At 63.5% G+C, this 24003-nt stretch carries 25 protein-coding genes; 9 read left to right on the top strand and 16 right to left on the bottom strand.

Annotation, left to right across the window (positions count from 1 at the left end; all coding sequences use genetic code 11):
- Positions 1 to 67 precede the first annotated feature (67 nt).
- The 3 genes from rplM to erpA all read left to right on the top strand — a co-directional run bounded on the left by rplM (position 68) and on the right by erpA (position 1534).
- Complete coding sequence (gene rplM, locus AC57B6_RS29695; RefSeq protein WP_007180422.1) at positions 68 to 496, top strand: 50S ribosomal protein L13; 429 nt, start codon at positions 68 to 70, stop codon at positions 494 to 496.
- A gap of 11 nt (positions 497 to 507) precedes the next feature.
- Complete coding sequence (rpsI, locus tag AC57B6_RS29690) at positions 508 to 900, top strand: 30S ribosomal protein S9 (RefSeq protein ID WP_007180423.1); 393 nt, start codon at positions 508 to 510, stop codon at positions 898 to 900.
- A 268-nt stretch (positions 901 to 1168) separates the two neighbouring features.
- Positions 1169 to 1534 carry an iron-sulfur cluster insertion protein ErpA gene (gene erpA, locus AC57B6_RS29685; protein ID WP_007180424.1) on the top strand — a complete coding sequence of 122 codons (366 nt, stop codon included), beginning with the start codon at positions 1169 to 1171 and terminating at the stop codon, positions 1532 to 1534.
- Between the two features lie 87 nt (positions 1535 to 1621).
- On the opposite strand, the gene AC57B6_RS29680 is transcribed toward erpA, so the two are convergent.
- Positions 1622 to 2752 carry an anhydro-N-acetylmuramic acid kinase gene (locus tag AC57B6_RS29680; protein ID WP_028196385.1) on the bottom strand — a complete coding sequence of 377 codons (1131 nt, stop codon included), beginning with the start codon at positions 2750 to 2752 and terminating at the stop codon, positions 1622 to 1624.
- A 205-nt stretch (positions 2753 to 2957) separates the two neighbouring features.
- Between AC57B6_RS29680 and tyrS the strand changes: the two genes are divergently transcribed.
- From tyrS to AC57B6_RS29665, 3 genes are all read left to right on the top strand, one after another.
- Positions 2958 to 4208, top strand: a complete 1251-nt coding sequence (tyrS, locus tag AC57B6_RS29675; protein ID WP_030100981.1) for a tyrosine--tRNA ligase — start codon at positions 2958 to 2960, stop codon at positions 4206 to 4208.
- A gap of 65 nt (positions 4209 to 4273) precedes the next feature.
- Positions 4274 to 4732, top strand: coding sequence for a D-aminoacyl-tRNA deacylase (dtd, locus tag AC57B6_RS29670; RefSeq protein WP_030100982.1), 459 nt, complete (start codon positions 4274 to 4276; stop codon positions 4730 to 4732).
- Between the two features lie 111 nt (positions 4733 to 4843).
- A complete protein-coding gene (locus AC57B6_RS29665; protein ID WP_183796347.1) occupies positions 4844 to 5521 on the top strand; it encodes a histidine phosphatase family protein in 678 nt (225 codons plus the stop codon).
- A gap of 60 nt (positions 5522 to 5581) precedes the next feature.
- Here AC57B6_RS29665 and ruvB read toward each other — a convergent pair whose 3' ends face one another.
- Together ruvB and ruvA are read right to left on the bottom strand one after the other, a co-directional pair.
- On the bottom strand, positions 5582 to 6646 hold the full coding sequence (gene ruvB, locus AC57B6_RS29660; protein ID WP_028196381.1) for a Holliday junction branch migration DNA helicase RuvB: 1065 nt from the start codon (positions 6644 to 6646) through the stop codon (positions 5582 to 5584).
- Between the two features lie 121 nt (positions 6647 to 6767).
- On the bottom strand, positions 6768 to 7349 hold the full coding sequence (gene ruvA / locus AC57B6_RS29655) for a Holliday junction branch migration protein RuvA (protein WP_028196380.1): 582 nt from the start codon (positions 7347 to 7349) through the stop codon (positions 6768 to 6770).
- Positions 7350 to 7546: 197 nt separating this feature from the next.
- On the opposite strand from ruvA, the gene AC57B6_RS29650 reads away from it, so the two are divergent.
- Positions 7547 to 8179 carry a LysE family translocator gene (locus tag AC57B6_RS29650; RefSeq protein ID WP_030100984.1) on the top strand — a complete coding sequence of 211 codons (633 nt, stop codon included), beginning with the start codon at positions 7547 to 7549 and terminating at the stop codon, positions 8177 to 8179.
- A gap of 4 nt (positions 8180 to 8183) precedes the next feature.
- Here the strand turns inward: AC57B6_RS29650 and ruvC are convergent, their stop codons facing one another.
- The gene (gene ruvC, locus AC57B6_RS29645) at positions 8184 to 8726 is read right to left on the bottom strand and encodes a crossover junction endodeoxyribonuclease RuvC (protein ID WP_028196378.1); all 543 of its coding nucleotides are present in this window, start codon (positions 8724 to 8726) and stop codon (positions 8184 to 8186) included.
- Positions 8727 to 8875: 149 nt separating this feature from the next.
- On the opposite strand from ruvC, the gene AC57B6_RS29640 reads away from it, so the two are divergent.
- Positions 8876 to 9112 carry a hypothetical protein gene (locus tag AC57B6_RS29640; protein ID WP_496422693.1) on the top strand — a complete coding sequence of 79 codons (237 nt, stop codon included), beginning with the start codon at positions 8876 to 8878 and terminating at the stop codon, positions 9110 to 9112.
- Between the two features lie 123 nt (positions 9113 to 9235).
- Here the strand turns inward: AC57B6_RS29640 and purH are convergent, their stop codons facing one another.
- The 5 genes from purH to AC57B6_RS29615 all read right to left on the bottom strand — a co-directional run bounded on the left by purH (position 9236) and on the right by AC57B6_RS29615 (position 15078).
- On the bottom strand, positions 9236 to 10801 hold the full coding sequence (gene purH, locus AC57B6_RS29635; protein WP_178369261.1) for a bifunctional phosphoribosylaminoimidazolecarboxamide formyltransferase/IMP cyclohydrolase: 1566 nt from the start codon (positions 10799 to 10801) through the stop codon (positions 9236 to 9238).
- A gap of 55 nt (positions 10802 to 10856) precedes the next feature.
- Positions 10857 to 11090, bottom strand: a complete 234-nt coding sequence (locus AC57B6_RS29630) for a Fis family transcriptional regulator (protein WP_007180440.1) — start codon at positions 11088 to 11090, stop codon at positions 10857 to 10859.
- A complete protein-coding gene (dusB, locus tag AC57B6_RS29625) occupies positions 11087 to 12154 on the bottom strand; it encodes a tRNA dihydrouridine synthase DusB (protein WP_496422692.1) in 1068 nt (355 codons plus the stop codon). The genes AC57B6_RS29630 and dusB overlap by 4 nt, the downstream gene beginning before the upstream one ends.
- 250 nt (positions 12155 to 12404) lie before the next feature.
- Complete coding sequence (locus tag AC57B6_RS29620; protein ID WP_281664248.1) at positions 12405 to 13640, bottom strand: UbiH/UbiF/VisC/COQ6 family ubiquinone biosynthesis hydroxylase; 1236 nt, start codon at positions 13638 to 13640, stop codon at positions 12405 to 12407.
- 31 nt (positions 13641 to 13671) lie between these two features.
- Positions 13672 to 15078 (bottom strand): aminopeptidase P N-terminal domain-containing protein, encoded by a 1407-nt coding sequence (locus AC57B6_RS29615; RefSeq protein WP_046567776.1) that lies wholly within the window; start codon positions 15076 to 15078, stop codon positions 13672 to 13674.
- A gap of 233 nt (positions 15079 to 15311) precedes the next feature.
- Here AC57B6_RS29615 and AC57B6_RS29610 point away from each other — a divergent pair, with 233 nt between their 5' ends.
- Complete coding sequence (locus AC57B6_RS29610; RefSeq protein WP_030100989.1) at positions 15312 to 15926, top strand: glutathione S-transferase C-terminal domain-containing protein; 615 nt, start codon at positions 15312 to 15314, stop codon at positions 15924 to 15926.
- A gap of 139 nt (positions 15927 to 16065) precedes the next feature.
- Here AC57B6_RS29610 and lnt read toward each other — a convergent pair whose 3' ends face one another.
- From lnt to AC57B6_RS29575, 7 genes are all read right to left on the bottom strand, one after another.
- On the bottom strand, positions 16066 to 17784 hold the full coding sequence (gene lnt, locus AC57B6_RS29605; RefSeq protein ID WP_028196371.1) for an apolipoprotein N-acyltransferase: 1719 nt from the start codon (positions 17782 to 17784) through the stop codon (positions 16066 to 16068).
- Positions 17785 to 17877: 93 nt separating this feature from the next.
- Positions 17878 to 18771, bottom strand: a complete 894-nt coding sequence (locus AC57B6_RS29600) for a CorC family transporter (RefSeq protein WP_028196370.1) — start codon at positions 18769 to 18771, stop codon at positions 17878 to 17880.
- 220 nt (positions 18772 to 18991) lie between these two features.
- A complete protein-coding gene (locus tag AC57B6_RS29595) occupies positions 18992 to 19672 on the bottom strand; it encodes a gamma-glutamylcyclotransferase (RefSeq protein WP_496422691.1) in 681 nt (226 codons plus the stop codon).
- A 27-nt stretch (positions 19673 to 19699) separates the two neighbouring features.
- Positions 19700 to 20161, bottom strand: a complete 462-nt coding sequence (gene ybeY, locus AC57B6_RS29590; RefSeq protein WP_496422690.1) for an rRNA maturation RNase YbeY — start codon at positions 20159 to 20161, stop codon at positions 19700 to 19702.
- A gap of 89 nt (positions 20162 to 20250) precedes the next feature.
- Positions 20251 to 21324, bottom strand: coding sequence for a PhoH family protein (locus AC57B6_RS29585; protein WP_496422689.1), 1074 nt, complete (start codon positions 21322 to 21324; stop codon positions 20251 to 20253).
- 47 nt (positions 21325 to 21371) lie between these two features.
- Positions 21372 to 22745 (bottom strand): tRNA (N6-isopentenyl adenosine(37)-C2)-methylthiotransferase MiaB, encoded by a 1374-nt coding sequence (gene miaB, locus AC57B6_RS29580; protein ID WP_046567782.1) that lies wholly within the window; start codon positions 22743 to 22745, stop codon positions 21372 to 21374.
- 200 nt (positions 22746 to 22945) lie between these two features.
- Positions 22946 to 23929, bottom strand: a complete 984-nt coding sequence (locus tag AC57B6_RS29575; RefSeq protein ID WP_496422688.1) for a LysR family transcriptional regulator — start codon at positions 23927 to 23929, stop codon at positions 22946 to 22948.
- Positions 23930 to 24003 lie beyond the last annotated feature (74 nt).

The raw sequence follows: 24003 nt of genomic DNA, 5'->3' as shown, positions 1-24003 counted from the left end.
GCGCCTCGATGCGCACACTACAAGCAGGAAAAAACACATTGGGCGCAGCAATTTTTTTGGATCGATCATGAAGACGTTTTCCGCAAAAGCCCATGAGGTTACGCGTGAATGGTACGTGATTGACGCGACGGATAAGGTTCTCGGGCGTGTCGCCAGCGAAGTGGCACACCGTCTTCGCGGCAAGCACAAGCCTGAATTCACTCCGCACGTCGACACCGGTGATTTCATCATCGTTATCAACGCCGGCAAGCTGCGTGTCACGGGCAACAAGGCTACTGACAAGAAGTACTACCGTCACTCGGGCTACCCGGGCGGTATCTATGAAACGACGTTCGGCAAGATGCAAGAACGCTTCCCGGGCCGTGCGCTCGAGAAAGCGGTCAAGGGCATGCTGCCGAAGGGCCCGCTCGGCTACGCGATGATCAAGAAGCTGAAGGTCTACGCTGAAGCAACGCATCCGCATTCGGCACAACAGCCGAAAGCGCTCGAGATCTAAGGGGAGCCCACATGATCGGTAACTGGAATTACGGCACGGGCCGCCGCAAGAGCGCCGTCGCACGCGTCTTCATCAAGGCTGGCAAGGGCGAGATCATTGTAAACGGCAAGCCTATCGCCGATTACTTCTCGCGCGAAACGTCGCTGATGATCGTGCGTCAGCCGCTGGAACTCACGAACCACGGCGTCACGTTCGACATCAAAGTCAACGTGAACGGTGGCGGTGAAACGGGTCAAGCCGGTGCGGTTCGCCACGGCATCACCCGCGCGCTGATGGACTACGACGCAACGCTGAAGCCGGAACTGTCGAAGGCTGGCTTCGTTACGCGTGATGCTCGTGAAGTCGAACGTAAGAAGGTCGGCTTCCACAAGGCACGTCGCAGGAAGCAATTCTCGAAGCGTTAATCGCTTCGGGTGCGATCCGGCTTTCGTGCCGGAGCGCTGCAAAAGCCGCCAACGCTTTCGCGAAGGCGGCTTTTTTTATGGTTTTCCACGTCGGTTGGCGGCACCGGCTTGCTCGCTGCAGCGGCGATGCGGTTCGCTCAGGCAGGCTGACGGCGGCTGGCGCCCCGCTCGCTCGTGTTTCCTGGAAGAACCCATTGATTTTGTGGGCTTCAGCACGATATTGAGATCAGCCCTACAATAGCGGTTAGAAGCTTTTTGGAGAGTTCGAATGAACGCAGTCACCGATACACCCGTGACCGAGATGCCCGCCCCCTTCGTTTTTACCGACGCAGCGGCTGACAAGGTCAAGCAACTGATCGAAGAAGAAGGCAATGCGGACCTCAAACTGCGCGTTTTCGTGCAGGGCGGCGGCTGCTCGGGCTTTCAGTACGGTTTTACGTTCGACGAAGCCGTCAACGAAGACGACACCGTCATGAACAAGAGCGGCGTCCAGCTGCTGATCGATTCGATGAGTTACCAGTATCTGGTCGGCGCTGAGATTGATTACAAGGACGACATCAACGGCGCCCAGTTTGTCATCAAGAATCCGAATGCGACCACGACCTGCGGTTGCGGTTCGTCATTCTCGGTTTGATGGCTGGTTAGGCGACAGGTTGTAAAGAGAACGGGGCCGCTTTCGGCCCCGTTTTTTATTGCCTGAGCTAAAACCCAGATACCTGGCTTAGCGTGCGTAGATCGCGCCTAGTACACGTTCCGCTGCGGCGCCGGTGACGGCCGGCAAATTGCCCGGCAGGCGCGCCACGCAGCGCATGGCGAGCCATGCGAACGCCAGCGGCTCGACCTGGCTCGGCGGGACGCCGAGCGCGTCGGTCGTCATAACGGGCACGCCGCTCACGCCGCTGTCTTCGAGCGCCTGTTGCAGGGCTTTCATAATCTCCGGATTGCGCGCACCGCCACCACACACGTAGACCGCCTTCACATCCGATGCATGCCGTTCGATTTCGCGAGCCACCGTTACCGCGGTCAGCGCGACCAACGTGGCTTGAACATCGGCGGGGGCGAGGGATGCGAAGGGCTGGAGTTTGGCATCCAGCCATTGCGCGTTGAACAGGTCGCGACCCGTGCTTTTCGGCGGTTGTTGCGAGAAAAAGGGCTCATCGAGCAGCGCATTCAGCAATGTCCGGTCGACCTGTCCGCTCGCGGCGAAATGGCCGTTTTCATCGAACGGCTTGCCGATATGGCGCTGCGCCCATTCGTCGAGCAGCGCGTTCGCCGGCCCGCAGTCGAAGCCGCGCACGCCGCCGGTCGCGTTCAGGATCGTGATATTGCTGATCCCGCCGAGATTGCAGACCACGCGGGTTTCGTCTTTCGCGCCGAACACCGTGGCGTGAAACGCGGGCACGAGCGGCGCGCCCTGGCCGCCGGCCGCGACGTCGCGGCTGCGGAAGTCGGCCACCACGTCGATATGCAGCATTTCCGCCAGCAGCGCGGGATTGTTGATCTGCCGCGTGTAACCCTTTTCCGGCCTATGCCGCACCGTCTGACCATGCACGCCTATCGCGCGCACTTCCGAGGCCGGCACGCGGCTGGCTTGCAGCAACTCGTGGCAGCAAACGGTGTATCGCGTGGCGAGTGCATTGGCGGCCAGCGCTTCGCGTTCGATCTCGTTGTCGCCCGGGTGTTGAAGCGCGAATAGCGCCTCGCGCAAACCTGCCGCGAAGCCGACAAACGCTTCGGCCAGCACCACCGGCGGTTTGCCTTGGGCAAACCGGACAGCGACACCGTCGACACCGTCCATGCTCGTGCCGGACATCAATCCAAAGTAGACGCCATCTGCTGGGTCTTGCGCCACGTTGCTGCTCCTCTCGATGACTTATTGCGATCTGTTTTAGCAGATTATCGACGCAAGCGCGGCCGAATATAAAGCGTCGCGACGCCAATGGCGCGGTCGGCCGCGCCGAAATCATGCGTCGGCCGGGCGCTTATGGCCCAGTCAGTGGGCGCGGCGGCGCGCATCTATGGGACAATCTCTTTTTTCGCGACTTCACGTTTCCAGCATGACCACCGAGTCCACCAAGCCTAATCCCGCTGCCGCCTTCCCGATCACCGACGAAGTCCGTCATGCGCTCGCCGTTACCAAGCGCGGCGTCGACGAACTGCTGATCGAAGACGAATTCGCGCAAAAGCTCGCCAGGAGCGCGGCGACAGGCAAGCCGCTGCGTATCAAGCTCGGCCTCGATCCGACCGCGCCCGACATCCACATCGGCCACACGGTCGTGCTGAACAAGATGCGCCAGTTGCAGGACCTGGGTCATACGGTGATTTTCCTGATCGGCGATTTCACGTCGCTGATTGGTGACCCGTCGGGGCGCAACGCCACGCGTCCGCCGCTTACGCGCGAGCAGATCGAATCGAACGCGAAAACGTATTTCGAGCAGGCCGCGCTGGTGCTCGACCGCGACAAGACCGAAATCCGCTACAACAGCGAATGGTCGATGCCGCTCGGCGCCGACGGCATGATCAAGCTGGCGTCGCGCTACACGGTGGCGCGTATTCTCGAGCGCGAAGATTTCACCAAGCGCTTCCAGGGCGGTGTGCCGATCTCGATTCATGAATTCCTGTACCCGCTGATGCAAGGCTACGACTCGGTCGCGCTCAATGCGGATCTGGAGCTGGGCGGCACCGACCAGAAGTTCAACCTGCTGGTGGGCCGTGAGCTGCAGAAGCAGTATGGCCAGGAGCAGCAGTGCATCTTGACGATGCCCTTGCTCGAGGGCCTCGACGGCGTCGAGAAGATGTCGAAGTCGAAGAACAACTATATCGGCATCAGCGAAAAGCCGACGGACATGTTCGGCAAGCTGATGAGCATCTCCGACGTCCTGATGTGGCGTTACTTCGAACTGCTGTCGTTCCGTCCGATGGATGAGATCGCCGGCTTCAGGAAAGAGATCGAGGCGGGTCGCAATCCGCGCGATTTCAAGGTGATGCTCGGCCAGGAAATCGTCGCGCGCTTTCACTCGCAAGCCGACGCCGAGCGCGCGCTCGAAGACTTCAACCATCGCGCGAAGGGCGGCGTGCCGGACGACATTCCGGCGGTGACGCTCGCGGGCGCGCCGCTCGCGATTGGCCAGTTGCTCAAGCAGGCGAACCTCGTGCCGTCCACCAGCGAGGCGCTGCGCAACATCGAGCAGGGCGGCGTGAAGATCGATGGCGCGACCGTGTCCGACAAGGGCTTGAAGGTCGAGGCCGGCGAGTACGTCGTGCAGGTCGGCAAGCGCCGCTTTGCGCGCGTCACGCTGACCGCTTGACCGTGCAGCCGTAGCACGATGAGCACGATGGTGACGCAAGCGTTATTGCATCCGGAGCCGGGCGCATGATCGCGCTGATTCAGCGCGTGCGGCGCGCGGAAGTGCGCGTCGGCGAGCGCGTGACCGGCGCGATCGAGACGGGCCTGCTCGCGCTCGTCTGCGCCGAACGCGGCGACACCGAAGCCGCCGCCGACCGTTTGCTCGCCAAGATGCTCGGCTACCGTGTCTTCAGCGATGCGGCCGGCAAGATGAATCTCTCCGTGCAGAACCTCGACGGCGCAGGGCGCGCAGGTGGCCTGCTGCTCGTTTCGCAGTTCACGCTGGCCGCGGACACCAACAGCGGCCTGCGTCCCAGCTTTACGCCCGCCGCACCGCCCGACGAGGGCAAGCGCCTATTCGATTACTTCGTCTCAGCAGCCCGCGCCAAACACCCGATCGTCGAGACGGGCGAATTCGGCGCCGATATGCAGGTGTCGCTCGTCAACGACGGGCCGGTCACGTTCTGGCTGCAGACCAACGCCTGAATTTCAACTACCGCGCGCCTGGCGCACGCGGCGGCACGCCTCTACTTCTCCAGCCGCTTTTTGCGACAATAGCGGCTCGGCATAAATCGGCTACTGGCGCCCACTCATTCCATGACCACGCAGATTCTGTTCATTCGCCACGGCGAGACCGACTGGAACCAGATCAAGCGCATTCAAGGCCATATCGACATCCCACTCGCGACGACCGGCCTCGCGCAGGCACAACGCCTCGCGCGCCGTATCGCGAATGAGGTGAAAGAGGGCGCGCGGCTCGATGCGATTTATTCGAGCGATCTGCAACGTGCACAGCAGACTGCGCAGCCGATCGCCGACGCGCTCGGCTTGCCACTGCAGTTGCGTGAAGGTTTACGCGAGCGTTCATACGGCGCGTTCCAGGGGCATGATAGTGACGAGATTGCAGTCCGTTTCCCCGATGAATACGCACACTGGCAAACTCGCGATCCGGGTTTCGCGCCGCCCGAGGGCGAATCGCAGCGCGTGTTTTACCATCGCGTGCTGCATGCGGTTGAACCTTTGGTGGCGGCGCATCCGGGCGGACGGATCGCTGTCGTTGCGCATGGCGGCGTGCTGGACTGCGTGCGCCGTTTTGCCTGTGGTTTGCCACTCGAAGCGCCGCGCGATTACGCGCTGCTGAATGCGAGCATCAATGTTGTGGACTACGCCGACGACGGCAGCAAGGCAACGGTCGTCGCGTGGGCCGATGTGTCGCATCTCGATGCGCCGAGCACCGACGATAGCTTCAAGCGGGTGCCGGAACCGGGGCGTTAAGCCGCGCGCTTCCCGAGCTCTCAAGCGTGGGGGCGCTGCCGGTGGCCAGAGGCGCGACGTTCAGGTCGCGGCCGAATCCCACAGGCCAGGGATGGGGCTCGAAGCGTCCGGCGCGGCGAGGCCGAAATGCCGGTAAGTTAGCAGCGTGGCGACACGCCCGCGCGGCGTGCGCTGCAAGAAGCCTTGCTGGATCAGATACGGTTCGAGCACGTCTTCGATCGTGTCACGCTCTTCGCCGATTGCCGCTGCGAGGTTGTCGACGCCGACCGGGCCGCCGTCGAACTTGTGCAGGATCGCCTCGAGCAGCTTGCGGTCCATCAGGTCGAAACCGACCGCGTCCACGTCGAGCATTCTGAGCGCGGCGTCGGCCACCTGCGCGGTGATATTGCCGTCCGCCTTCACCTCAGCGAAATCGCGCACACGGCGCAACAGCCGGTTCGCGATCCGCGGCGTGCCGCGCGCGCGCTTGGCGATTTCGAACGCACCATCCGGGTGAATCTGCGCATTCAACAGCGACGCCGAACGGGTGACGATGCGCGCCAGTTCTTCGGCGTTATAAAACTCGAGCCGTGCGACGATGCCGAAGCGATCGCGCAACGGATTGGTCAGCATGCCAGCGCGCGTGGTGGCGCCGACCAGCGTGAAAGGCTGCAGATCCAGCTTCACGCTGCGCGCGGCCGGTCCTTCGCCAATCATGATGTCGATCTGATAATCCTCCAACGCCGGATACAGAATTTCTTCGACGACCGGCGAGAGCCGGTGGATTTCGTCGATGAACAGCACGTCGTTGGCTTCCAGATTGGTGAGCAACGCGGCAAGGTCGCCGGCGCGTTCGAGCACCGGGCCGGACGTTTGCCGCAGATTGACACCCATTTCCCGCGCGATGATGTGCGCGAGCGTGGTTTTGCCGAGACCGGGCGGTCCGAACAGCAGCACGTGGTCGAGTGACTCCGAGCGGCGCTTGGCGGCTTCAATGAAGATTTCCAGCTGACCGCGTACTTTTTCCTGCCCGACATACTCGTCGAGCTGGCGTGGGCGCAGCGCGCGCTCGAACGCTTCTTCGTTCGGCGAGACGGGCGTGGCCGCGATGATGCGCTCGGCGGCGAGTTTGTCGGTTTCGATCATGCGGTCATTGTACCGCGCCCCGCCCGTGGCGAAACCCGGCCGAACGGCCAGGGTGCGCGTCGCGCAGCCATGTGCGAAGCTCTACATGTCGCACGCAGCGCCACCGTCACGGCATGCGCTATTAACCCTTGGAGAGCGCCTTCAGCGCGAGCTTGATCCCTTCGGAAACGCCGGTGCCCGCCGGCACGTTCTTGACGGCCGCCAGCGCCTCTTTTTCGGAGTAACCCAACGCGATCAGCGCGTTCAGGATATCGGAGGCGTGATCGGACGCCGACACCGTGCCAGCCATCGCGCCCAGATCGGCGCCGATCTTGCCCTTCAATTCGAGAAGCAGGCGCTCGGCTGTTTTCTTGCCGATGCCCGGCACGCGAGTCAGGCGCGCAGCGTCCTGCATGGTGACGGTCTGTGCGAGCTCATGCACGCTCATGCCGGAGAGCACGGCGAGCGCCATGCGTGCGCCGATGCCGGTGATTTTCAGCAATTCGCGGAAGGTCGAGCGTTCCTCGGCCGTGCCGAAGCCATAGAGCAGATGCGCATCTTCACGCACGATCATTTGCGTGAGCAGCACGACGCGCTCGCCGGTCGAGGGCAGGTTGTAGAACGTGCTCATCGGCACATCGACTTCGTAACCCACGCCGTTGCAGTCGACGAGCAGATGTGGCGGGTTTTTTTCCAGCAGAACGCCGGCAATGCGACCGATCATGGCGGATTCAATCTAGAGAGAAAGGGCGAGTGTAGCGCAGTGGATGCGCGGCGGGTCTGGCAGCGCGGTGGCGTACCGGCCCGCTGTGCAGTGGCGCGCCGCGTTATCCGCGATCGCGGTTGACCAGCGTGTTACGGCCCACTAGACTGAGATCCCTTTTGGCGGGTTCTCGCCCGGCACAACCAGAAGGAGCTTCCATACTAAGCCTCACCACTCTCGCGCTGTTTGCCGGCGCGTGTCTCGCGTTGACCGCCACGCCCGGCCCCGACATGCTGCTAATCGCTTCGCGCAGCGTGAGCCAGGGACGTCCCGCCGGTTTCGCCTCGTTGGCGGGTATTCTGGTCGGCACTTACTGTCATGCGCTGGCCGCCGCATTCGGTCTGTCGCAACTGTTTCTGGCCGTGCCGATGGCCTATGACGTCGTGCGTTTCGCCGGCGCCGCTTACCTCCTGTATCTCGCCTGGAAGACATTCCGCACGCAAGGCACCGTGCTGTCGCCGAATGCGTCGATGAGCCGTTACCCGGTTGGCCGGATATTCCGCCAGGGTCTGTTCACCAACCTGCTGAACCCCAAAGTCGCGCTGTTCGTACTCGCGCTGTTTCCGCAGTTCGTGCGGCCAGAAGCGGGCTCGGTGGCGTTGCAGATCATGGTGCTTGCGACCGTGCTGAATCTGATCGGCTTCTGTGTGAACGGCGCGGTAATTCTGATGGCGAGCAAGCTGAGCCGTAAGCTCAGTGCCGGGCGCCGGCCGTCGCGCCTGCCGCAGTATCTGCTCGGAACCGTGTTTGCCGGGCTGGCTTGCCGGCTGGCGCTGGCGAGCCGGAACTGAGGGCCTAGCCCACCAGCCGTCCACGCCGCACACGCAAGCCTTTCTTCGCGAGCGACGGTGCAATACCACCCAGCGTACTCAGCGTCGAGCCCCCGTGTGCGTGGCAAATCGCCATGCCGAGGGCGTCGGCCGCATCGGTGCCGGGCACGCCGGAGAGGTTGAGCAGCCGCACCACCATCTGCTGCATCTGCTCTTTGGTCGCACGGCCGTATCCGACCACGGCCTGCTTCAACTGCAAGGCCGTATATTCGGCAACCGGCACGCCACCCGCCACCAGCCCACAGATCGCCGCGCCGCGCGCCTGGCCGAGCAGCAGAGTGGATTGCGGATTGACGTTGACGAATACCTTTTCAATCGCCGACTGATCCGGTGAATGCTGACGGATCAGCGTCGAAATGCCTTCGAAAATAGTGCCGAGACGCGAGGGCAGGTCGGCGTCGGCGGTTTTAATCGTGCCGCTCGCGACGTAGCTGAGCCGGTGGCCGTGTTGATCGATCACGCCGAAGCCGGTCACGCGCAAGCCGGGGTCGATGCCGAGAATTCTCATGAGGTGCCGCACGTGCGGTAAAAACTGGGTGCTTGCGATACTACAACGAACGCGCCGTGCGGCGGGCGGCGCGGCGCGAAGCCGGCGGAATAAAAACTGCTGCGCTACGAACGGGACAGGCGCAACCGGGCCAACAGGAGGCAACGCGGATGGAGCGTTATCGGAATCTCAGCGGCGACTCAGGCGTCGTGGCCTATGAAATCGGTGACGACTTCATCGCGGTCCGCTTCAGGCCGGGCGTCACGTATTGGTACACATCGGCGAGTGTCGGCGCGAAACATGTCGCCACGCTCAAGCGCCTTGCGCGGCGAGGGCAGGGGCTCAGCACCTACATCGGCCAGCACGCAGACGTCAGCGGCGGTTATGACCGCAAGGAAGAGGATTGAGCGGCCGGGCGCGCCCCATAGCTAGAAAGCAGAACGGCCCGGCGGAATCTCCGCCGGGCCGTTTCATCGACAGCGAGGTTCGACGAGCGCCGCGCAACACCCACGCCGCCCGCGAAGCCAAAATCAATGCCGGAAGTGCCGCACGCCGGTCAACACCATCGCGATGTTGTGCTCGTCCGCCGCGCTGACCACTTCGTCGTCACGCATCGAACCGCCCGGTTGAATCACGCAGGTTGCGCCTGCCGCGACCACCACATCCAGACCGTCACGGAACGGGAAGAACGCATCCGACGCCACGGCCGAACCCGTCAGCGTCAGCCCGGCGTTCTGCGCCTTGATGCTGGCGATACGCGCCGAGTCCACGCGGCTCATCTGGCCCGCGCCGACGCCGAGCGTCATGCCGTTGCCGCAGAACACGATCGCGTTCGACTTCACGTACTTCGCGACGCGCCATGCGAACAGCAGGTCGTCCATTTCCTTCGGCGTCGGGTGACGCTTCGTGACCACGCGCAATTCGCGCGGCTGCACGTTCTTCGAATCGAGCGATTGCACCAGCAGGCCGCCGCCGACGCGTTTCAGATCGAACGCGTTATGGCCTTCGCCCAAGGCGATTTCCAGCAGACGCACGTTCTGCTTGGCCGCGAACACCTGGCGGGCCGCCGCGCTGAACGACGGGGCGATCAGCACTTCGACAAACTGCTTGGCCACTGCCTGGGCCGTCGTTTCGTCGACTTCACGGTTGAACGCGATGATGCCGCCGAACGCCGAGGTCGGATCGGTCTGGAACGCTTTTGCATACGCTTCGTTCGCGTCCGCGCCCACCGCCACGCCGCACGGATTCGCATGCTTGACGATCACGCAGGCCGGCACGTCGAACGTCTTCACGCATTCCCACGCTGCATCGGAATCGGCGATGTTGTTGTACGACAGTTCCTTGCCTTGCAACTGGACGTAGTTCGCCAGCGCGCCCGGCTGCAACGCCAGGTCGCGGTAGAACGCGGCGCTCTGGTGCGGGTTTTCGCCGTAGCGCAGGTCCTGCACCTTGCTGAACGCCAGGTTGAAGGTTGCCGGATACGTGTTGCGCGACGAGTGTTGCAGTTCGTCGGTCAGGCTCGTCAGGTAGTTCGTGATCGCGCCGTCGTACTGCGCGGTGTGCGCGAACACTTTGGTGGCGAGGCGGAAGTTCGTCTTGTACGAAACGGCGTTGCTGTTCGCGCGCATTTCGTCGAGCACGACCGCGTAATCCGCCGGATCGACCACCACGGTCACGTCGCGATGATTCTTCGCGGCCGAGCGCAGCATGGTCGGGCCGCCGATGTCGATGTTCTCGATCGCGTCTTCCAGCGAGCACTCTTCTTTCGACACGGTCTGCACGAACGGATACAGATTCACGACCAGCAGGTCGATCGTCGGGATGTCGTGCTTTTCAAGCGCTGCCATGTGTTCCGGCAGGTCGCGGCGCGCCAGAATGCCGCCGTGCACCTTCGGATGCAGCGTTTTCACGCGCCCGTCCAGCATTTCCGGGAAGCCCGTGTAGTCGGCGACCTCGGTGACGGAGAGACCCGCGTCCGCGAGCAGTTTCGCGGTGCCGCCGGTCGACAGGATCTTGACGCCGAGGTCCGACAGCGACTTGGCGAAGTCGACGATGCCGGACTTGTCGGAAACGGAGATGAGCGCTTGCTTGATCATGATGAAGACGAAAAGCCGAAGGGAAACGTGGCAGGGCGCCTGAAACTACAACGAACTACAACAGACCGTGCTGTTGCAGTTTCTTGCGCAGCGTATTGCGGTTGATGCCGAGATACTCGGCGGCCAGCGACTGATTGCCGCCGGCCTGCTCGAGCACCACTTCGAGCAAGGGTTTTTCCACGCATGAAATAACCATGTCGTAGACGTCATGCGGATTGGAGCCGTCGAGATCCTGGAAATACATCCCCAGGCTGTCGCGGACAGATTGTTCGATATTGTTCTTGCTCATGCTGCTAGTCGGTCGGTATGGTCCGGCTCGCCGTCGTTCTTGCTGAGCGTCTCGTCGACGTAGACGAGGCGGTCGGAGATCGCCTTTTGGGCGTCGAAGAATTCGTTGACGGCGAGGAGTTGTTCGCGCGTGGTGTCCAGCGTATTCATGCGGTGCCGGAACACATTGGCGCCAGAAAGGCCGCGAGTGTACCAGCCGATATGCTTACGCGCAGTGCGCACGCCCGTAAATTCGCCGTAGAACGCGTAGTGATCTTCGAGATGTTCGTTCATCACCTGCTGGATTTCGTCGATGCGCGGCGGCGGCAGCAATTCACCCGTCTGCAGGAAATACTCGATCTCGCGGAACAGCCACGGCCGACCCTGCGCGGCGCGGCCGATCATGATGGCGTCGGCGCCGGTGGCGGCGAGCACCTCGCGGGCTTTTTGCGGCGACGTAATGTCGCCATTGGCGACCACCGGAATGCGCACCGCCGCTTTGACGGCAGCGATGGTCTCGTATTCGGCGTCGCCGTGATACAGATCGGCGCGCGTGCGGCCGTGCACGGTCAGCATGGAAATGCCGGCGGCTTCGGCCAGACGGGCGACCGTCAAGGCGTTTTTATTGTCGCGATTCCAGCCGGTGCGGATCTTCAAGGTGACGGGCACCGCATCGGGCCCGGTGCCCACCGCGCCCACCACGGCCTCGACGATGCGCTGCACCAGCGGTTCGTTCTGCAGCAATGCGGAACCCGCGGCCACGTTACACACCTTCTTGGCCGGGCAGCCCATGTTGATGTCGATGATCTGCGCGCCGTTCGCCACGTTGTAGCGCGCGGCTTCAGCCATCATGGCCGGATCGGCGCCGGCGATCTGCACGGCAATCGGTTCGACCTCGCCCGTGTGATTGGCACGGCGCATGGTCTTTTCGCTTTTCCACAACTGCGCATTCGAGGCGACCATTTCCGACACCGCATAGCCTGCGCCCAGCCGTTTGCACAATTGCCGGAACGGACGGTCGGTCACGCCGGCCATGGGGGCGACGAACAGGTTATTACGCAGATTGTGGGAGCCGAGAGTGGGCATGAGTTGGACGCGCCTGCGGCCGATTGCTTCAGTTTCTTTTCAGAATCTGTCAATCGGAGCGTTCGCGAAATGCGAGGGAAAACCGCTATTTTAGCGTTAACGGATAGCCGGCACCCGACTTGAATCCCTCGTAACTTGTTAAATCTTCTATGAAAGTGCTCTGGTTCATAGAATCGACACCGCTCGCGCGGAGCCGTCGGCGCTGCCTAAAAAGGCTGCAACGGCGGTGGGGCGCAAGCGGGGAGTAAGCTCAGCGGCGCTGCCCGAACATCATTTGCCGCGCCAGCGCGGTTTTCACCGGCGGCACGAATTCCAGCGCGGTGAGGGCGAGACCTCGCAAGGCGGCGAGCGGCGGGAAGTCGACGGTGAAAAGGCGGGCGAGGGTGTCGGTCGCGCCGATTGTCAGGCGCCGGTCGAGCGCGCGGCGTTGTGCGAAGGTGGCGAGAGCGAGCGGCGTGGGGCCTTCCGCCGACAGGGCGTCGGCCAGAGCGTGCGCGTCGCGCAAGCCCAGATTCAGGCCCTGACCCGCCACCGGATGCAGCGTCTGCGCCGCGTTGCCGATGGCGACGACATGACCCTTCACGAGCGTATCGGCGGCGTTCAGCCCCAGCGGAAACGACGCGCGGCCCTTGATTTGCGTAAAGCTACCCATGCGGCTGCCGAAGGCGGCGCCGAGTTCGCGCAGGAATTCGGCGTCCGGAAGCTGGGCGCGCCGGGCGGCTTCGTCGGGGGCGCAACACCAGACCAGTGCGTAATTCGCGCCGCGCACGCCGCCCATTGGCAGCAGCGCGATGGGTCCTTGCGACGTGAAACGCTCCCATGCCACATGCGGTTGCGGTGCCGACACCGTGACCGTGCCGACCAGCGCGGTTTGTCCGTAATCGCGCGATCCGCCGCCGGCGCTGTTGCCCGCGCTTCCGGCGGTTTTCTGGTCGCCGAACAGGCCGCCCTCGGCATTCACCAGAATTCGCGTGCGCAGATTGCGTGTGACGCCCGCGCTTTCGATCGGCAGCGTGACGCCGTCGAGTTCCTGAGTCGGCGCCGAGGCGGCGGTGGAACGGAACCAGTGCACCGCGCTCGCGTGAACTGCTTCGGCGAGACCGTGCACGATCGCGCCATAACGCAGCACGTAGCCGAGCGCCGGCAAACCGTGCTCGCTATGGTCGATCAATGTGCGGCCGAAATGGCCGCGCTGCGATACGTGGATGCGGTGGATCGCGGTGGCCTCGGCAGGCCAGCGCAGTGGCTCGAGAATCATCCGGCTGCCCTGCGAGACGGCGATCGCGCGCGGATCGGCAATCGAATCTTCCGGCTCGCGCGCGTCGATCAACGCGATTTTCAGCGCCCGAGTCGCGCTGCGGCGTGCCAGCCAGCCGGCCAGCGCGAGCCCGACCGGCCCGGCGCCGACGATCGTCACGTCGAAATCGAAGGCGCGGTCGGCCTCGGCGGGTTTCAGAATCACCGTCGACTGGGAAACGTCGTTCATTGCGGGTTGCTTCCTTCGCTTACTTCCTGAATTACTGCCGAGTTGGCTGGGCCGCGCGGGCTTCCTGCATCAGCGCTTCGATCTCGTCGGCGGCCACCGGCACATCGCGCGTAATCAACTCGCAGCCGGTGGGCGTGACGATCGCGTCGTCTTCGATGCGGATACCGATATTCCAGTAGCGCTCGGGCACGCCTTCGGCCGGACGAATGTACAAGCCGGGCTCGATGGTCAGCGTCATCCCTGCCTGCAGCGTGCGCCATGGCAATGCGCCTGCCTCGTCGCGCGGCGCGCCGCGTTCGCGGTAGTCGCCGACATCGTGCACGTCCATGCCGAGCCAGTGGCCGGTGCGGTGCATATAGAACGGCGCGTAGGCGCGCTCGGCGATCACTTCGTCGACCGAGGCGAATTTCGTGCGCTCGAGGATGCCGGTATCGAGCAAGCCTTGCGACAGCACGCGCACAGCAGCCTGGTGCGGATCGTCGAACGTGGCGCCGGCGCGTGTGGCGTCGACCGCCGCCTGCTGCGCGGCCAGCACGATGTCGTACAGCTCGCGCTGTGCCGGCGTGAAGCGGCCGCTCGCCGGGAAGGTGCGCGTGATGTCGGACGCATAGCCGTCGAGTTCGCAGGCGGCGTCGATCAGGATCAGGTCGCCGTCCTGGGCAATCGCGTTGCCGGCCGGGTAGTGCAGCACGCAGGCGTTGGCGCCCGCCGCGACGATCGATGTGTAGGCCGGCGCCTGCGCGCCGAACTTGCGGAACGTGTAGAGCAGCTCGGCTTCGAGTTCGTACTCGCGCACGCCGGGGTGGCAGGCGGCCATGGCACGGCGATGCGCCTGCGCTGAAATCTGTCCGGCGCGGCGCATGATGGCGAGTTCGTGATGATCCTTGACGAGCCGCATGTCGTCGAGCAAGGGGATCAGGTCTCGCGCGACGGCGGGCGTGGCGACGCCGCTGCGGCCCTGGGCGCGCACGGTATCGAGCCAGCCACGTACCTGTTCGTCCAGTTCCGCCGACGTGCCAAGCGCGTAGTGCAGCGCCGGCTTGTCGGCAAGAATCGGCGGCAGCCGCGTATCGAGTTCGCCCACGGCGAAGGCGGCGTCGAAGCCGAACGCCTCGCGCGCGCCGTCCGGTCCGAAACGGAAGCCTTCCCACGTCTCGCGCTCGACATTCTTTTCGCGGCAGAACAGGATCGACGCCGGCTCGCCCGGCGCCGCGCTCGCATCGAGCACCAGCCAGGCCTCGGGTTCGGTGAAACCCGTCAGATAATAGAAGTAGCTATCGTGCCGGTAGGGGTAGTCGGCGTCCCGGTTGCGCAGTTTTTCCGGCGCGGTGGGGACGATGGCGACGCCGCCGCCCGCTGCGCGCAGCGCGGCGAGTACGCGCTCGCGGCGCGTGCGGTAGACGTCGACGGCGATGGTGGGTTCGGTCGGCTGGTTCATGTCGCGATTGTAGCGCCCAATGCGCAGACTTATTTTGCGCGGATACTGACGGGGAGAAGGTGGTTGTCCCGGCCACGTTGGCCATTCGGCCGGGTAGACGGCGCGTGGGCGCTGCGGCAATGTTGCAATCCATCCACAGCGAGCATCCATGCGGCTTGCGAAGCGGCCCCCCGTGTTCGGGAAGGCCGCCGACCACTTATACTTTCGCCGAATTCAAGAAAAGGCAGATGGTCATGATGAAACTCATCGGTTCGCTCGCCAGCCCGTTCGTGCGTAAAGCGCGGATCGTTCTGGCCGACAAGAAGATCGACTACGAACTCGTGCCGGAGAACGTCTGGGCGCCCGAGACCACGATTCACACCTTCAATCCGCTCGGCAAAGTGCCGTGTCTCGTGATGGAAGACGGCGAAGCCGTGTTTGACTCGCGGGTGATCTGCGAATACGTGGATACGCTGTCGCCGGTGGGCAAGCTGATTCCGCCGTCGGGTCGCGAGCGCGTCGAGGTGCGGTGCTGGGAGGCGCTCGCCGACGGTATCCTGGACGCGGCGGTGCTGATTCGTCTCGAAGGCACGCAGCGCACGCCCGAGCAGCGCGTGGAAGCCTGGGTCGCGCGGCAGCAACGCAAGATCGACGAAGGCCTGATCGCGATGTCGCAGGGCCTCGGCAGCAAACCCTGGTGCACGGGCAATCACTACACGCTGGCGGACATCGCGGTGGGTTGCGCGCTGGGCTACCTCGATTTCCGCATGCCTGAGTTGAACTGGCGCGAAGGGTATCCGAATCTGGATAAGCATTTCCAGAAGCTATCGTTGCGGCAGTCGTTCATTGATACGGCGCCGGCGAATTGAGCGAGGTACTCGTTGCCGCGGGGCGGTGAAGTTGTCTGGAATCGCCCAGCCCGTGCGCAGCATATTCAACAGCGGATCGCATCGAATCAGTAAGACCTGATTCTTGATAAAGCGCGCTCACGGTTTTCCGCAGCGCGCTTCATTGCTTGCCGTTTTGACGCCGTGTAATCGCCGGACCGAACGCAAACCCGAACGCCAGCAGCAGTAACGAAATCGCCAGCACGGTATTGTTGCCGCTCGTCACATAGGGCGTGCTGCCCGAGGTTCCTTGTACCGTCACGTCGAGCGAGCCGATCGTGTACGGCGTCAGGCGCCCGATCACCCGGCCGTTGGCATCGATTGCAGCGGTCATGCCGGTGTTGGTGGCGCGCAGCATCGGCCGGCCGGTTTCCAGCGAGCGCATGCGTGCAATCTGCAGGTGCTGATCCAGTGCGATGGTGTCGCCGAACCAGGCAAGATTGGTCGAGTTGACCAGTACGCCGGCCGGCGTAGCGCTCTCGCGAATGCTCCGTGCGATTTCCTCGCCGAAAATATCCTCGTAGCAGATGTCGACGGCGACCGGCTGGTTGTGCACGATGAATGGTTTTTGCACTGGTGCGCCGCGCGCGAAATCCCCAAGCGGGATACTCATCAGATTCACGAACCAGCGGAAACCCCATGGCACGAATTCGCCGAACGGCACGAGGTGGTGTTTGTCGTAGCGATACACGTCGCGCGTGCCCGGCGTGACGCCGAACAGGCTGTTCGTATAGTCGATTACCTGACCTTCCGGCGTGATGGTGCCGCCGATTGCGCCGAACACGATCGCGGTGCCAGTGGTATCGGAGAAGTTGCGCACCGCCGACGCGAACTGCGGCGGCAGTTGCTGCGCGAGCACCGGAATGGCGGTTTCCGGCGTGACGACCAGGTCGGCCGGCTTCGACGTAATCATCTGCTGATACTGATCGATCGCAGCGCGCATGCCGGATTCTTCGAACTTCATTTCCTGCTTGATGTTGCCCTGGAGCAGGCGCACCGTTAGCGGCGCGTTGGCCGGCAGCGTCCATTGCACGAGCGGCAGGAGGAGGCCAGCCGCGATCAGCGCAAGCGCGACGGCCGCCGGCACCGCGACTCGTGCGATACCAGGCTTTGCCGCATTGACGGCGCTTCTGCTGTCGTTAGCCTTGGCTTGCCCGCGCGAGGCCAGCAGCGGCAACAGCGCCTGCACGATCAACGCGGCTACCAGCGCGAGCATCCAGCCGACGCCGTACACACCCGCCACCGGCGCAAAGCCGGCGAACGGGCCATCTACCTGTGCGTAACCGCTCGCGAGCCACGGAAAGCCGGTGAACACCGTGCCGCGCAACCATTCGCCGATCGCCCACGCGCTCGCAAACGCCAGCGCGCCGTGCCAGGTCGGCGAGAACGGTTGATCGGCGCCGACCGCGCTGTTGCGTGCATGGCCGGCGCAGAACGACCAGATGCCCGCAGCCAGAGCCGGGTACACGGCCAGATACAGCGAGAACAGCGCAACCGCCGCGCCTGCGAGCGGTGCGGCCATGCCGCCGTAGTCGTGCATGCTGACATACAGCCACCACACACCGGTGACGTAGTTGCCGAAGCCGAAAGCGCCACCTGTCAGCGCGGCGCTTTTCCAGCTGGTGGTGCGAGTCAGCCACGCAAAAAAGAACACGAAGATCACGAGTTCGAGCCAGCCGCCGTGCGGCGTCGGGGCGAACGACAGCGTATTGGCCGCACCGGCGGCCAACGCGACGAGGTAATGCCAGCGGGGCAGTGCCCGCCCGCGGGTTTCCCGGGTGGCGGGGGCGGCAGGAGCACTCACGCCGCGGCGCGAACGGGATGTAATCGGGTCGGCCATTGTTGCGCGGTCGGCGTGAGGAGTTGAGGAAGCAAAGAGAGAAAGCGACTCAGAAGCGGTTCAGAAGCGGTTCAGAAACGACTCGGAAGCGGCTCAGGTCTGCACATGCTGGGCTTCGCGCTCACGCTGGCCGGCGAGCGGGTCGCGGCGCACCAGCAGCATGTGAATCTGGCGGGCATCGCCGCGCAGAATCTCGAAGATCAGATCGTCGAGCCGGACTTTCTCGCCGCGATGCGGTACCCGTCCGAAATGATGCGTGACCAGACCGCCGATCGTATCGACTTCATCGTCTGAGTAATGCGTGCCGAAAGCCTCGTTGAACTGCTCGATTTCGGTGAGCGCGCGCACGCGGAAACGGCCGTCCGGCGAGGCAATGATGTTGCCGCTTTCCTCGTCGAAATCGTATTCGTCTTCGATATCGCCGACGATCTGTTCCAGCACGTCTTCGATCGTGATCAGGCCGGCCACGCCGCCGTATTCGTCGACCACCACCGCGAGGTGGTTGCGATTCACGCGAAAGTCGTGCAGCAGCACGTTCAGGCGCTTCGACTCCGGGATGAAAACAGCGGGGCGCAGCATGCCGCGCACGTCGAATTCTTCTTCAGCGTAATAGCGCAGCAGGTCTTTCGCCAGCAGCACACCGATGATGTTGTCGCGATTGCCCTCGTAGACCGGATAGCGCGAGTGCGCTTTTTCCAGCACGTAGGGGATGAATTCGGCGGGATTGTCCGCGATGTTGATCGCGTCCATTTGTGCGCGCGGCACCATGATGTCGCGGGCGCTGAGTTCGGACACCTGGAACACGCCCTCGATCATCGACAGCGAGTCGGCGTCGATCAGGTTGCGCTCATGGGCGTCCTGGAGGATCTCCAGGAGTTCCGCGCGCGAGTCGGGCTCAGGCGAGATGAAGTCGGTCAGACGCTCGAGGAGTGAGCGTTTTTCTTGCGTTTTGTCGGTTTGGCGTCGACTGGGATACGTGTCGTTCATGGTAGTGCGCCCGGCGAGACTGGGCGCGCTGTTGCAGAGCATTAAGGATACACCAGGCACATGGCAGGACCGTGTCCCGCCTGGCCGGGCGATGAGCGAAGCTGTAATGAAAGCCTCCAGCCGCGCGCGGCAGAGGCGTGGGTCAATCCTAACTGATTACCGGCGAAAAAGCGTTTTCGAGCAAAAAAGCGTGGTTACCCGCGCTTACTTCGCGTCCGCGTTACGCCTGCCCGGTCTCGCGGCTTTTTTCACGGCAGCGCTCGAGCAAGGCTTCGAGCGCGCGGTCGGGCATGCCGCTTTCGCGCAGCGCGTGGACGGTGCGGCTGACATAGTCGAGTGTGGTGCCGTAACGGCCGCTGGCGCAGCCGAACACGGCTTTGACAACCTCATCGCGCAGCTTGCCGGTGTAGGTCGGCACATCGCGGCGCATCACGAACGCGAGCGCATCGACGCGCCGGCCGTCGGCGAGCACGCAGGGCAGCCACGCCGGGCGGTACGACCCCATCGGCATTTCGCGGCGCCACAAGGCCTCCAGATGCGGCATCGCGCCCTCGGCGGCGAGCCGGAAGGCGATGCCGGAGCACGAGCCGCCGCGGTCGAGCGCGAGTACGAGGCCCGGCTGTTCGGGCGTGCCGCGATTCACGCGCGACCACAGATACAGTCCGCGATGATAGCCGTGCACTCGCGAACGGGTGGCTTCGACGGTGGGCAAACCGGGATTCCAGATCAGCGATCCATAGCCGAACAGCCAGAGATCGCTCTTGCGGTCCCAATCGCGCAACGTGCATTCGAGCGACGCGCGCAATTCCTCGTCCGTCAATAGCCGCGATTCGCCTAGCGCGGGCGGATAGTCCGGGCAGGGCGTGTTGCGAAGATCGGCTTCAGGGGAGGACGTGCTCACGGTAGTTTTTAACGGTGATGGCAAAGACTATTGATAAGGATCCGGGAAACCGAGCTTGCCGAGGATTTCAGTCTCGATCGCTTCCATTTCCTCGGCCTCTTCCTCGACCTCGTGGTCGTAACCTTGCGCATGGAGGGTGCCGTGCACCAGCAGATGCGCGTAGTGCGCAAGCAGCGGTTTGCCCTGGTCGGCGGCTTCTTTCTCCACCACGGGACAGCACAGGATCAGGTCGCCGGTTACCGGATCGTCTTCCGATTCAGCGTAGGCGAACGTCAGCACGTTGGTCGAATAGTCTTTGCCGCGATAGGTGCGGTTAAGCGTGCGGCCTTCTTCGGCGTCGACGAAACGCACGGTCAGCTCGCCGTCCGCGAAGAGCGCCGCCTTGATCCAGCCGGCCACGGTGGCGCGCGGCAGCAGCGCCTTGTGTTCCGGCCAGGCCTTGGCGGCGGGGAATTGCAGGTTCAACGTCAGTTTCGGTGCGCGGCTCATGCGGTTTTGACGACTTGTTGCTCTTGTTGCCTGGGTTGCTGCGGCATATCGAGTGAATTTTGCTGCATATCAGCGCAAATTAGCGCGAATCAGCGCGAATCCGCCGGACCGGCGCTTTTCTGCGAATGCGCATCGTACGCCTCCACAATTCGCGCGACCAGCGGATGCCGCACCACGTCGGCGCTCGTGAAACGCGTGAGCGCAATCCCACGCACGTCCGACAGCACCTGCTGCGCTTCGATCAGCCCGCTCTTCGCGCCGCGCGGCAAGTCGACCTGAGTTGTGTCGCCGGTCACCACCGCCTTCGAGCCGAAGCCGATCCGCGTGAGGAACATCTTCATCTGCTCGGGCGTGGTGTTCTGCGCCTCGTCGAGGATGATGAACGCGTGGTTCAGCGTGCGGCCGCGCATATAGGCGAGCGGCGCGATTTCGATCATCTGCCGCTCGAACATCTTGGCGGTTTTATCGAAGCCGAGCAGGTCGTACAGCGCGTCGTACAGCGGCCGCAGATACGGATCGACCTTCTGTGCCAGATCGCCCGGCAGGAAGCCGAGGCGCTCACCCGCTTCGACGGCCGGCCGCGTCAGCACGATGCGTTTGACCTGATCGCGCTCCAGCGCGTCCACCGCGCAAGCCACCGCGAGATACGTCTTGCCCGTACCCGCCGGGCCGACGCCGAAAGTCACGTCGTGCGAAATGATCTGCTTCAGATACTCGCGTTGCGCCGGCGTGCGGCCGCGCAGGTCGGCGCGGCGCGTGTACAGCTTCGGGCCGAGTTCTTCGAGGTCGTCTTCGCCGGTGTCGGCGGGTTGATCGAACGGATGATCCGGGTTGCCGGGGAAGCGCGAGTCGATCGTTTCCTCGCCGTGGCCGTTGCCGTTCGCGCGATGGCGCGCCGGATGGCGCACTTCGACGAGCGCGAGCTGGATGTCGTCGACCGACAGCGGCTCGCGCGCGTTGTTGTAGAAGTTTTCGAGCGCGGTGAGCGCGAGTTTCGCGCCTCGCCCGCGAATCGTGATGCGATGGCCACGGCGTTGCAGCGTCACGTCGAGCGCCTGCTCGATCTGCCGCAGATTTTCGTCGAGCGGTCCGCAGAGGTTGGCGAGCCGCGCGTTGTCGTCGCGCGGTGCGGTGAATTCCAGATGCTGCTGAGTGGTCTTCAAGGCGGTGGATCGATCCTGTCGGGTTCGTGACGCCGGGCGGGCGTCGCTCAGTGAGTGGTCGCGGGTGCGTCGTCGTGCACCAGCACGAGTTCGCCGCGTAACGAATGTGGGTACGCATGGACGATTTTCACGTCCACCATCTGACCGATCAGCCGCGCATGCGAGGCGACCGGTGCGGGAAAATTCACCACGCGATTGTTTTCCGTGCGGCCCGCGAGTTCGTTCGGGTCCTTGCGTGCCGGGCGTTCGACCAGAATCCGCTCGACCTTGCCGACCATCGAATCGCTGATGCGCTGCACGTTTTCTTCGATCGTAGCCTGCAGATGTTGCAGACGTTTGAGTTTCACTTCACGCGGCGTGTCGTCGTGCAGATTCGCGGCGGGCGTGCCGGGACGCGGGCTGTAGATGAACGAGAAGCTGGTGTCGTATTTCATCTCATGAACCAGCGCCATCATCTTGTCGAAGTCTTCTTCGGTCTCGCCGGGGAAGCCGACGATCATGTCGGTCGACAACGACAGGTCCGGGCGGATCGCGCGCAGCTTGCGGATCACCGACTTGTATTCGAGCACCGTGTAGCCACGCTTCATTGCCATCAGGATGCGGTCGGAGCCGTGCTGCACCGGCAGATGCAGATGGCTGACAAGCTTCGGCACCTTGGCGTAGGTGTCGATCAGGCGCTGCGTGAATTCCTTCGGGTGCGACGTGGTATAGCGAATCCGTTCGATGCCCGGGATATCCGCGACATATTCGATCAACTGGGCGAAGTCGGCGATTTCGCTTGAGCCGAGCGTGATGCCCGCACGGTACGCATTCACGTTCTGGCCGAGCAGCGTGACTTCACGCACGCCCTGGTCGGCGAGACCGGCGATTTCGGTCAGCACGTCGTCCAGCGGGCGCGACACTTCTTCGCCACGCGTATAAGGCACGACGCAGTAGCTGCAGTACTTGCTGCAACCTTCCATGATCGACACGAACGCGCTCGGACCGTCGACGCGCGCCGGCGGCAGGTGATCGAACTTTTCGATTTCCGGGAACGAGATGTCGACCTGCGCGCGGCCGCTTGCGCGGCGTTTGTCGATCATTTGCGGCAGACGGTGCAGCGTTTGCGGACCGAACACCAGATCGACATAGGGCGCGCGCGATACGATCGACGCGCCTTCCTGGCTTGCCACGCAGCCGCCCACGCCGATGATCAGATCCGGATTCGCTTCCTTCAGCTCGCGCACGCGGCCGAGATCGGAGAAAACTTTTTCCTGCGCTTTTTCGCGCACCGAGCACGTGTTGAACAGAATGACGTCCGCGTCTTCCGGCGTGTCGGTCTTGACGAGTCCTTCAGCCGCGCCGAGTACGTCGACCATCTTGTCGGAGTCGTACTCATTCATCTGGCAGCCAAAGGTTTTTACATAAACTTTCTTGATCATCGATTTTCGCCGGTCGCAGTGGTTAACATGGGGGCGTCGTTTAAAAGGTGTAGAGGGGGCGAACGTGCGGGTAGCGTGCGGGCGGCCCGCGGGATGGTGTTCAAGTTCGCTCGAGCTGGCCCGGGGCCCGCGAGGGTCAATTCCGGTCCACGCTCATGACCCATTCGACAGATTCGACACGTTCGCAACGTAGCTCATCATTATAGCCCTTCATCGGCCGCGCTTTCTGCCGCGGCGGTTGCCCGCGACTGCTCCGGCGGCAAGCCCAGCAGGGCTTCCAGTTCGTCCGATACCTGCGCGAAGCGCTCGCTCAGGAAATCCAGCAACACGCGCACGCGCGGCGCCATGAACCGGTTGCGGTGGTAGAGCGCGTGCAACGGCGCGTCTGGATAGCGCCATTCGGGTAGCAGGATTTTCAGGCAGTCGCTGCGTAAGTCCGCTTCCACGTCCCACATCGACTTGATGACGATCCCGTAGCCGCGCCGGGCCCATTCGCGGGCCACGGCGCCGTCGTTGGTTTCCCGGGAGGTCTCGAACGGCACGGTGTAGTTCTGCACTTCATCGCCGCGCGTGAAGCGCCATTCGTTGACGGGTCCTGAAGCGGTGCCAAGAACGATGCAATCGAAATTCGCCAGATCGTGCGGATCTTTCGGCTCGCCCTTGCGCGCGATGTATTCCGGCGACGCGCACAGCACCCGCCGGTTCGGCGCCAGCTTGCGGGCGACCAGCGAGCTGTCCTGCGGCACGCCAAAGCGGATCGCCAGATCGATGTCTTCCTGCACCAGATTCGATAGCGAATCCGACAGCGTCAGCGCGAAGGTGACTTCCGGGTAGAGCGCGTTGAACTCGTCGAGCCAGTGCATCAGCAGATTGCGGCCGAAGTCCGAGGTTGCCGAGACCCGGACCTTGCCGCGCACCACGCCCTGGCCGGCTTGCAGTGCGGCCTCGGCGTCGTCGAGCGATTGCAGCGCCTGGCGGCAGCAGTTCAGGTACAGGCGCCCTTCGTCTGTCAGCCTGAGCTGGCGGGTGGTGCGCTCGAACAGCTTGGCCTTCAGACCGGCTTCGAGCTTGGCCAGCCGCGCGCTGGCGGCGGCCGGCGTCAGGCCCATCTTGCGGCCCGCAGCCGAGAGGCTGCCTTGCTGCGCCGCTTCGACGAACAGGCGGATGTCACCGAGGCTATCCATTGCGATCTTTCAACAGAATTTGAAAATGCTTCAAATGCTACGCCAATTATCAAATTGACGTGCCGCGCTCACAA

The organism is Paraburkholderia sp. BGA-UO-ETr-F12, from assembly GCF_059567945.1.
Note: the sequence above shows the minus strand (reverse complement) of the source record. Positions and strands in the feature narration are given on the sequence as shown.

What these genes read in the sequence shown, in the direction of transcription:
- dusB (WP_496422692.1), bottom strand. Translation starts at nt 12,154, where the DNA reads ATGCCCACTCTCGGCTCCCACAATCTGCGTAATAACCTGTTCGTCGCC.
- dtd (WP_030100982.1), top strand. Translation starts at nt 4,274, where the DNA reads ATGATCGCGCTGATTCAGCGCGTGCGGCGCGCGGAAGTGCGCGTCGGC.
- AC57B6_RS29575 (WP_496422688.1), bottom strand. Translation starts at nt 23,929, where the DNA reads ATGGATAGCCTCGGTGACATCCGCCTGTTCGTCGAAGCGGCGCAGCAA.
- AC57B6_RS29640 (WP_496422693.1), top strand. Translation starts at nt 8,876, where the DNA reads ATGGAGCGTTATCGGAATCTCAGCGGCGACTCAGGCGTCGTGGCCTAT.
- AC57B6_RS29665 (WP_183796347.1), top strand. Translation starts at nt 4,844, where the DNA reads ATGACCACGCAGATTCTGTTCATTCGCCACGGCGAGACCGACTGGAAC.
- ybeY (WP_496422690.1), bottom strand. Translation starts at nt 20,161, where the DNA reads ATGAGCCGCGCACCGAAACTGACGTTGAACCTGCAATTCCCCGCCGCC.
- lnt (WP_028196371.1), bottom strand. Translation starts at nt 17,784, where the DNA reads ATGGCCGACCCGATTACATCCCGTTCGCGCCGCGGCGTGAGTGCTCCT.
- purH (WP_178369261.1), bottom strand. Translation starts at nt 10,801, where the DNA reads ATGATCAAGCAAGCGCTCATCTCCGTTTCCGACAAGTCCGGCATCGTC.
- AC57B6_RS29600 (WP_028196370.1), bottom strand. Translation starts at nt 18,771, where the DNA reads ATGAACGACACGTATCCCAGTCGACGCCAAACCGACAAAACGCAAGAA.
- AC57B6_RS29620 (WP_281664248.1), bottom strand. Translation starts at nt 13,640, where the DNA reads ATGAACGACGTTTCCCAGTCGACGGTGATTCTGAAACCCGCCGAGGCC.
- ruvC (WP_028196378.1), bottom strand. Translation starts at nt 8,726, where the DNA reads ATGAGAATTCTCGGCATCGACCCCGGCTTGCGCGTGACCGGCTTCGGC.
- erpA (WP_007180424.1), top strand. Translation starts at nt 1,169, where the DNA reads ATGAACGCAGTCACCGATACACCCGTGACCGAGATGCCCGCCCCCTTC.
- rpsI (WP_007180423.1), top strand. Translation starts at nt 508, where the DNA reads ATGATCGGTAACTGGAATTACGGCACGGGCCGCCGCAAGAGCGCCGTC.
- ruvA (WP_028196380.1), bottom strand. Translation starts at nt 7,349, where the DNA reads ATGATCGGTCGCATTGCCGGCGTTCTGCTGGAAAAAAACCCGCCACAT.
- rplM (WP_007180422.1), top strand. Translation starts at nt 68, where the DNA reads ATGAAGACGTTTTCCGCAAAAGCCCATGAGGTTACGCGTGAATGGTAC.
- tyrS (WP_030100981.1), top strand. Translation starts at nt 2,958, where the DNA reads ATGACCACCGAGTCCACCAAGCCTAATCCCGCTGCCGCCTTCCCGATC.
- AC57B6_RS29630 (WP_007180440.1), bottom strand. Translation starts at nt 11,090, where the DNA reads ATGAGCAAGAACAATATCGAACAATCTGTCCGCGACAGCCTGGGGATG.
- miaB (WP_046567782.1), bottom strand. Translation starts at nt 22,745, where the DNA reads ATGATCAAGAAAGTTTATGTAAAAACCTTTGGCTGCCAGATGAATGAG.
- ruvB (WP_028196381.1), bottom strand. Translation starts at nt 6,646, where the DNA reads ATGATCGAAACCGACAAACTCGCCGCCGAGCGCATCATCGCGGCCACG.
- AC57B6_RS29615 (WP_046567776.1), bottom strand. Translation starts at nt 15,078, where the DNA reads ATGAACCAGCCGACCGAACCCACCATCGCCGTCGACGTCTACCGCACG.
- AC57B6_RS29610 (WP_030100989.1), top strand. Translation starts at nt 15,312, where the DNA reads ATGATGAAACTCATCGGTTCGCTCGCCAGCCCGTTCGTGCGTAAAGCG.